Consider the following 6,433-nt stretch of genomic DNA (forward strand, 5'->3'; position numbering starts at 1 on the left):
GATGAGATATCAAGTCTCAGGCTTGATCTCCAGGCAAAACTCCTGAGGGTTCTTCAGGACATGGAGATTACAAGGATAGGGAGTTTAAAACCAATAAAGGTAGATGTCCGCCTTATTACTGCTACGAATACAGACCTTAATGGTTTAGTTAAAAAACATCTCTTCAGAGATGACCTTTACTACAGACTGAATGTAGTACCCATTAAGCTCCCTCCATTGAGGGAAAGGCAAGAAGATATACCACTACTTGCTGCACATTTTCTTGATAAATATACAAAAAGGTTCAACAAAAAGATAATGGGATTCTCGCCTAAGGTAATGACAGCACTATGTAAATACAGGTGGAGAGGAAATATAAGAGAACTTGAGAACCTTATAGAAAGGATGGTTGTGCTTTCAGGTGATAAGGATGAACTCTCTATCAGCGACCTCCCTATTGAAATTATGGTAGAGATGCAGGATGTAACCATTCCAGTGGATGAGATAGCTGGTCTGTTTGAGGCGAGGGAGGCATTTGAAAGAACATATCTCCTCGCAACATTAGAGAAGACGGGATGGGACTATCAAAAGGCTGCAAGGCTTCTAAAAATACACCGTAATACCCTTATACATAAAATGAGACAACTTAATATCAAAGAAAAAATGGATTAGTTTGCACAATATCTTGTGCAGAAATCCAAGATCTTGTGCAAATCCCTACGGCTATTCTCCTATCTTCCTGCCATCATTATATCTAATTATCCTTTTAAAACATATAGTTAGCCAATAATATCGGTAGACCACCCTCCTGGCATCTTCCTTGCCTTTCCTTTAAGGCATACTGTCCTTGAAAGGAGGTGAGGAAGATGAAGAGGTGGGCAATATCATTCCTTATCACTGCACTGACAGTGATGGCGTATGTGCTTCCTGTGCTCGCTGATGGAGGAAATTAGGTTAGAAGTATTTTAAAGAGTCCTGCCTGAAAGATAAGGGGTATCCTGATTTTAATGTCCCAACGCCATTATATCGGGGTGCCCTTTATCTTTTTTACCGTGTTATCTCTTTGACAACACAACCCCTTTTTGATATAAATTAACTATTGTGTTGGGGCAGGTTAAAAAAGGAGTAATACCTTTTTTATTTTTATCCTTAATATTTTCTTATGCCTGTAAAGATACCGATTTAAAAAAGAAACCCGAGTCTGCACAAAAGACTTATGGTGGTACTTATAGAAGTCCTCTACCTTTTGAGCCAAAGACCTTAGACCCTGCACTTTCAACAGATATTTATGCGGTAACAGTCATCCAACAAATCTACGATGGATTAGTACAATTTGATAAAGACTTAAATATTATCCCAGCCATAGCAAAGTCATGGAAGATCTCTCTTGATGGATTGACCTATACCTTCTATTTAAGGGAAGGAGTGAGGTTTCATAATGGGAAAGATGTAACTGCAGAAGATTTTATCTATTCCTTCACAAGAATTCTCGATCCAGATGTAAAATCCAGTTCTGTAGGATTCTTCACTAATATACTGGGTGTTAAGGAATTTCAGAGAGGTCTATCAAAAAGCGTAAAGGGACTGAAAGCCCCATCTAAATATACCTTAGGGATTACACTATCAAAACCATATTCACCATTTATTACAATCCTTGCGATGAAAGGTGCCAAGGTAGTGCCTAAAGAAGAGGTAAAAAAATGGGGTAAAGATTTCGGAAAACATCCAGTTGGGACTGGAGGTTTTAAATTTGTAAGCTGGAGAGACAACGAAATAGTCCTTGAGGCAAATAAAGATTATTTTGAAGGGCGCCCCATATTAGACAGAATAGTTTATAAAATATTTCCTGGGAGAGATGTTGAAAAGATGTTTAAAGAGTTTGCCAGCGGTGGTCTTGAAAATTCTGAGATACCTGATAATATAAGAGACGATGTTATAAAGAGCAGAAAATATTATGTGATAAAAAGACCTATACTTAGCTTGCTCTTTCATGGATTAAATACTAAGATTATACCATTAAACAATAAAAAAATAAGACAGGCAATAAATTTCGCTATTAATAAAGAGAAAATAATTCAAGAGGCTTATAATGGTAAACATATAAAGGCTGACGCTATATTACCTCCTGGTATACCAGGATACGAAAGAAAAGAAATTGGATACCCTTACAATCCAGAAAAAGCAAAAAGACTTCTCTCAGAAGCAGGTCATCCAGAAGGAAGAGGAATACCAACCTTTGAGATATGGTCTGCAGCAACAACAGAGGCTACAAGAAAGGAGCTTGAAATAGTAAAGGCAAATCTTAAAGACATAGGGATAAATGTAGAATTGAAGTATGAGAAGAGATGGCCTGTTTACGAAAGTTATTTAAATAGAAAAAGGCTTCCGATTTTTAGATATATATGGTATGCAGACTTCCCTGACCCAGATAATTTTCTTGCAATATTGTCTCACTCTAATTCCCAATACAATTTTACCTATTATAAAAATAAACATGTTGATAAAATGCTTGAGGATGCAAAGAGTGAACTTGATTTTATAAAAAGAATGGGAATATATAGAATGGCTGAAAGGGAAATTATGAAGGGTGTCCCCATAGCTCCACTCCTCCACCTTAGTTACGAAGAAGCCTATCAACCTTATGTGAATGGTATTGAGGTAAATGCCCTCGGTTCTCCCTATATCCCCATGAAGAAGGTATGGTTTTCAAGGTGATGCATTCAATACAGAGTCTTTTTACTAAAAAGCCCATATCGTTTAAGATGTCGCTTCAAACGAGATTTATACTCTCAGTCATTTTATTAATCATTATCCTTATGAGTCTCTTAATATTTATAGTAGAGAATAAACAGAGAAGGCTCATATCACAACAGGTTAAAGACCATGGGGTGGCTATTGCACGGAGTATCGCTGCAATGAGTATTACCTACCTTGTTACATATAATTATGTTGCACTTCAGCAGAATGCAGAGAAGGCAATAAAAGAAAAAGGCATATCTTCTGTAATTATCCACGATAAAGAAGGCAGGGTAGCTGCATACAGTCGCCATGGCGAAAGGCAGGGCGAAGAACTCACAGACACTGTAAGCCTTAATGCATTAAGGGTCACAGATGTCTTGATACAGAGAACATTTTACACCGAAACCAGCGAGAGAATTTTTGATATCGCTGTCCCTGTGTATATCGAAGGCTCATCTGAGCGATGGGGTGTTGTTAGGGTTGGAATATCACTTGAAGAGATGTATAAAGAAATATTCCGTACCCGACTAACACTGATTGCCTTTGGTATTGTTGCTATTATGGTTGGTTCACTCGGTGCAGTCATTCTTTCAAAAAGGATAACAAGACCAATCCATGAACTGGCAAAAGGTATGGTATTTTTCTCGCAGGGAAATCTCCAGCACAGAGTAGAACTCAAAACAGGTGATGAGATTGGAGAACTTGCTGAGAATTTCAACAGGATGGCGGAAGAGATACTTTCAAATCAGGAGAAGATGCGGCATGCAGAGAGGCTTGCCGCAGTCGGGATTATGGCAGCAGGAATCGCCCACGAGATTAAGAATCCTCTCACAGCTATCAAGACCTTTGTGCAGCTCTTGCCCTCACGGTATATGAGTGATGATTTCAGGACAAGATTTAATACCACTGTGCCAAGGGAGATAGACAGGGTTACCAGAATTATTCAGGATCTCCTTGACCTCTCAAGAAAACCAAAATTGCAACTTTTAAGAATAGATGTCAATCTACTTATAACCCAGACACTTGACATTTTCTACACAGAGATGGATAAAAGGGGTATTGCCCTGCAAACAAAGCTCGAAGAAGGGATACCTCTAATTCTTGGGGATACAGAGTATATAAAAAGGGCATTTTCAAACTTCATTATTAACGCCATTCATGCAATGCCTCAGGGTGGGACACTCAGTATAAATACCCGTTCTGGATTAGAATCTGTAATAGTTACATTTGAGGATTCTGGTGCGGGGATGTCTCCAGAAATTCTAAAGAATATATTTGATCCATTCTTTACAACAAAGGAGAAAGGTATAGGTCTTGGTATGGTTATAACAAAAAAGATTGTAGAAGAACATGATGGTGATATTGGGGTCTGGAGCGAAGTGGGTAGGGGTAGTGTTTTTCAGATAAAATTTCCTGTGAATTTTTAAAATATTGGCATACTATTTGATTAAAATTTAGAGGGGGAATTAATATGAGTGATCTACGGAAGCAGATAATGGTTGTGGATGATGAAGATGGAGTGCTGGAATCTTTCGAAGTAATTCTTTCAGGAGATTATAATTTAATAATGGCAAGAAGTGGCTTTGAGGCATTAAGTATCCTCAAAGAGAAGTCTCCAGACTTGATATTTCTTGATGTAAGGATGCCAGGGATGGATGGGATAGAGGTATTGCGGAATCTGAAGAAAATGCACAGCAAGATTGATGTAGTCATTGTTACAGCGACCGAAGGAGGCTACAGGAAAGAAGTAGAGGAACTCGGGATAAGACATTATATTGAGAAGCCATTTGATGTCTTTAAAATAGAAGCAATCACAAAAGAGATATTGAGCTAACAATCTGAAATAAATAGATTATTGACCAGATAGCTACCTTTTTTATTACAAAACACACCTCAAAAATTGATTGACTTAATAGCGACCAGGGTTTAAAATGTTTAAAAATATTGTTGCTTATAAAAAACTAAAATAACTGAAAGGAGTTATAATCGTGGGTAGCCTATTTTCTACGAGTGGTGGAAGCATATTGGATTTAGTACTGCATGCTGGTATTGTAGTGAAGATAACCCTTTTTATCCTGCTCTTTTTCTCCATATTCTCATGGGCGATTATATTTTATAAATTCAGGGTCATAAGAAGGGCAGAGAGAGAATCTGATGCATTCTTAAGACATTTTAGAAAGAGTAAAAGACTGGATGCAGTATTTAACGGAACAAGGACATTGAACTGGAGTCCTCTGGCAAATATCTTCAGGGAAGGATATGCAGAGCTTACTACAAAGGAGTCATCCGAAAGAAACCCTTCTGATTCCTATACACTCAGCACAGAACTCAGTGGTATAGACAACATAAGCAGGGCACTCAGACGTGCCTCAGCCTCTGAGATCACAAAGCTCGAGAGTTTCCTTGGTTTTCTTGCCACAACTGGGAGTACAACGCCATTTATCGGGCTCTTTGGCACTGTCTGGGGTATAATGGATTCATTCCACAGCATAGGACTCAGGGGTTCAGCAAGCCTTTCGGTTGTAGCACCTGGGATTTCAGAGGCACTTGTTGCTACTGCTGCAGGTCTTGCAGCAGCCATACCTGCTGTTGTAGCCTATAACTATTATCTGAACAAGATAAAGACATTAGCTGCTGAAATGGATAGTTTCTCTCAGGAGTTATTAAATATTATTGACAGGAATTTTTTTAACAAAAACAACAGGGGTGTATGATTATGGAAAGATGGAGGGGAGCTCGCACAGTCTTATCCGAGATAAATGTTACGCCACTGGTGGATGTAATGCTCGTTCTTCTTATCATATTCATGGTTACAGCACCCCTGATGCAGGAAGGTCTCGATGTGAATCTCCCTCAGGCAAAGGGTAAGGAGATACAGGTAGAGAGAGAAAGACTGGTAATAAGTATAACAAAGGGTAATCAGATATTCTTAAATAAAAATCCTATTACCATGGAAGAACTGCAGACTAAACTCAAGAAGATATACGAAGATAGGGTTGACAAAGAGGTTTTACTGCGTGCAGATAAAGATGTCTCTTATGGATTTGTAGTAAGGGTTATGTCTGAGATAAAGGATGCAGGTATTGAGAAATTAGGTATGGTGACAGAACCCCTTAAAGGTTTATAGTTCATAGTTCGCCGCCACGATAACTATGAATGAGTTTTGGGGTACGATTATGGGTATATACACTTATCATAGACACACTCTCAATGAACCAAGTCTCATTACAATGATAATTCTTTCCCTGTCAATCCACATCCTTATAGTCTCTGCAAGTATAATAATACCCAAGTTTACTTCAAAAAGGATTTTCTTCTCTCCTGTCTATACCGTTTCGCTGGTCGCACCCTCCATCGAGTCTCGTAGCGAGATTACATCAGGAAAGACTGAACCTACTGAGAAACAAAGGGAAACGATGGATAAGAAAAAGACTACCGCGATAGAAGCCGTAAAGACAAAGGAAGATTATGACAAAATCGTCTCCAATTCCATAAGGCGTATCGAGGCTATAAAAAAGATAGAGGCACTCAAAAGAATGAGGGAAAAAGTAGCTGATATGCAGAGGGTCTTTGCAGTTAGAAAAGACGATAGACCTGCTACAGAGCAGACCCAGGACAGAGTTCCAGGTCTTGGAGGAAGAAGAGACCTATTAGATCTTAAGTATCAGGACTACTATAGCAGGATATGGGAAAGAATAAGGCGGCTATGGGTTCT

Annotated in this window: 7 protein-coding genes; all 7 read left to right on the plus strand. The window is 38.7% G+C overall.

What is annotated here, in order from left to right; translation table 11 throughout:
• Nucleotides 1–651: sigma 54-interacting transcriptional regulator (locus AB1488_08380; GenBank protein ID MEW6410107.1), on the plus strand; the 651-nt coding region annotated here is incomplete at its 5' end.
• 429 nt (nt 652–1,080) lie between these two features.
• Entirely contained in the window at nt 1,081–2,694 is a 1,614-nt protein-coding gene (locus AB1488_08385) for an ABC transporter substrate-binding protein (protein MEW6410108.1), read from the plus strand.
• Nucleotides 2,695–2,795: 101 nt separating this feature from the next.
• Nucleotides 2,796–4,145 carry an ATP-binding protein gene (locus AB1488_08390; protein ID MEW6410109.1) on the plus strand — a complete coding sequence of 450 codons (1,350 nt, stop codon included), beginning with the start codon at nt 2,796–2,798 and terminating at the stop codon, nt 4,143–4,145.
• 44 nt (nt 4,146–4,189) lie between these two features.
• The gene (locus AB1488_08395; protein MEW6410110.1) at nt 4,190–4,552 is read left to right on the plus strand and encodes a response regulator; all 363 of its coding nucleotides are present in this window, start codon (nt 4,190–4,192) and stop codon (nt 4,550–4,552) included.
• 154 nt (nt 4,553–4,706) lie between these two features.
• Nucleotides 4,707–5,432 carry a protein TolQ gene (gene tolQ / locus AB1488_08400; GenBank protein ID MEW6410111.1) on the plus strand — a complete coding sequence of 242 codons (726 nt, stop codon included), beginning with the start codon at nt 4,707–4,709 and terminating at the stop codon, nt 5,430–5,432.
• A gap of 2 nt (nt 5,433–5,434) precedes the next feature.
• The gene (tolR, locus tag AB1488_08405; protein ID MEW6410112.1) at nt 5,435–5,845 is read left to right on the plus strand and encodes a protein TolR; all 411 of its coding nucleotides are present in this window, start codon (nt 5,435–5,437) and stop codon (nt 5,843–5,845) included.
• A 49-nt stretch (nt 5,846–5,894) separates the two neighbouring features.
• The coding region (locus tag AB1488_08410; GenBank protein MEW6410113.1) for a hypothetical protein at nt 5,895–6,433 on the plus strand (539 nt) is incomplete at its 3' end.

This window comes from Nitrospirota bacterium (genome assembly GCA_040756155.1).
Taxonomy (GTDB): Bacteria; Nitrospirota; Thermodesulfovibrionia; order JACRGW01; family JBFLZU01; genus JBFLZU01.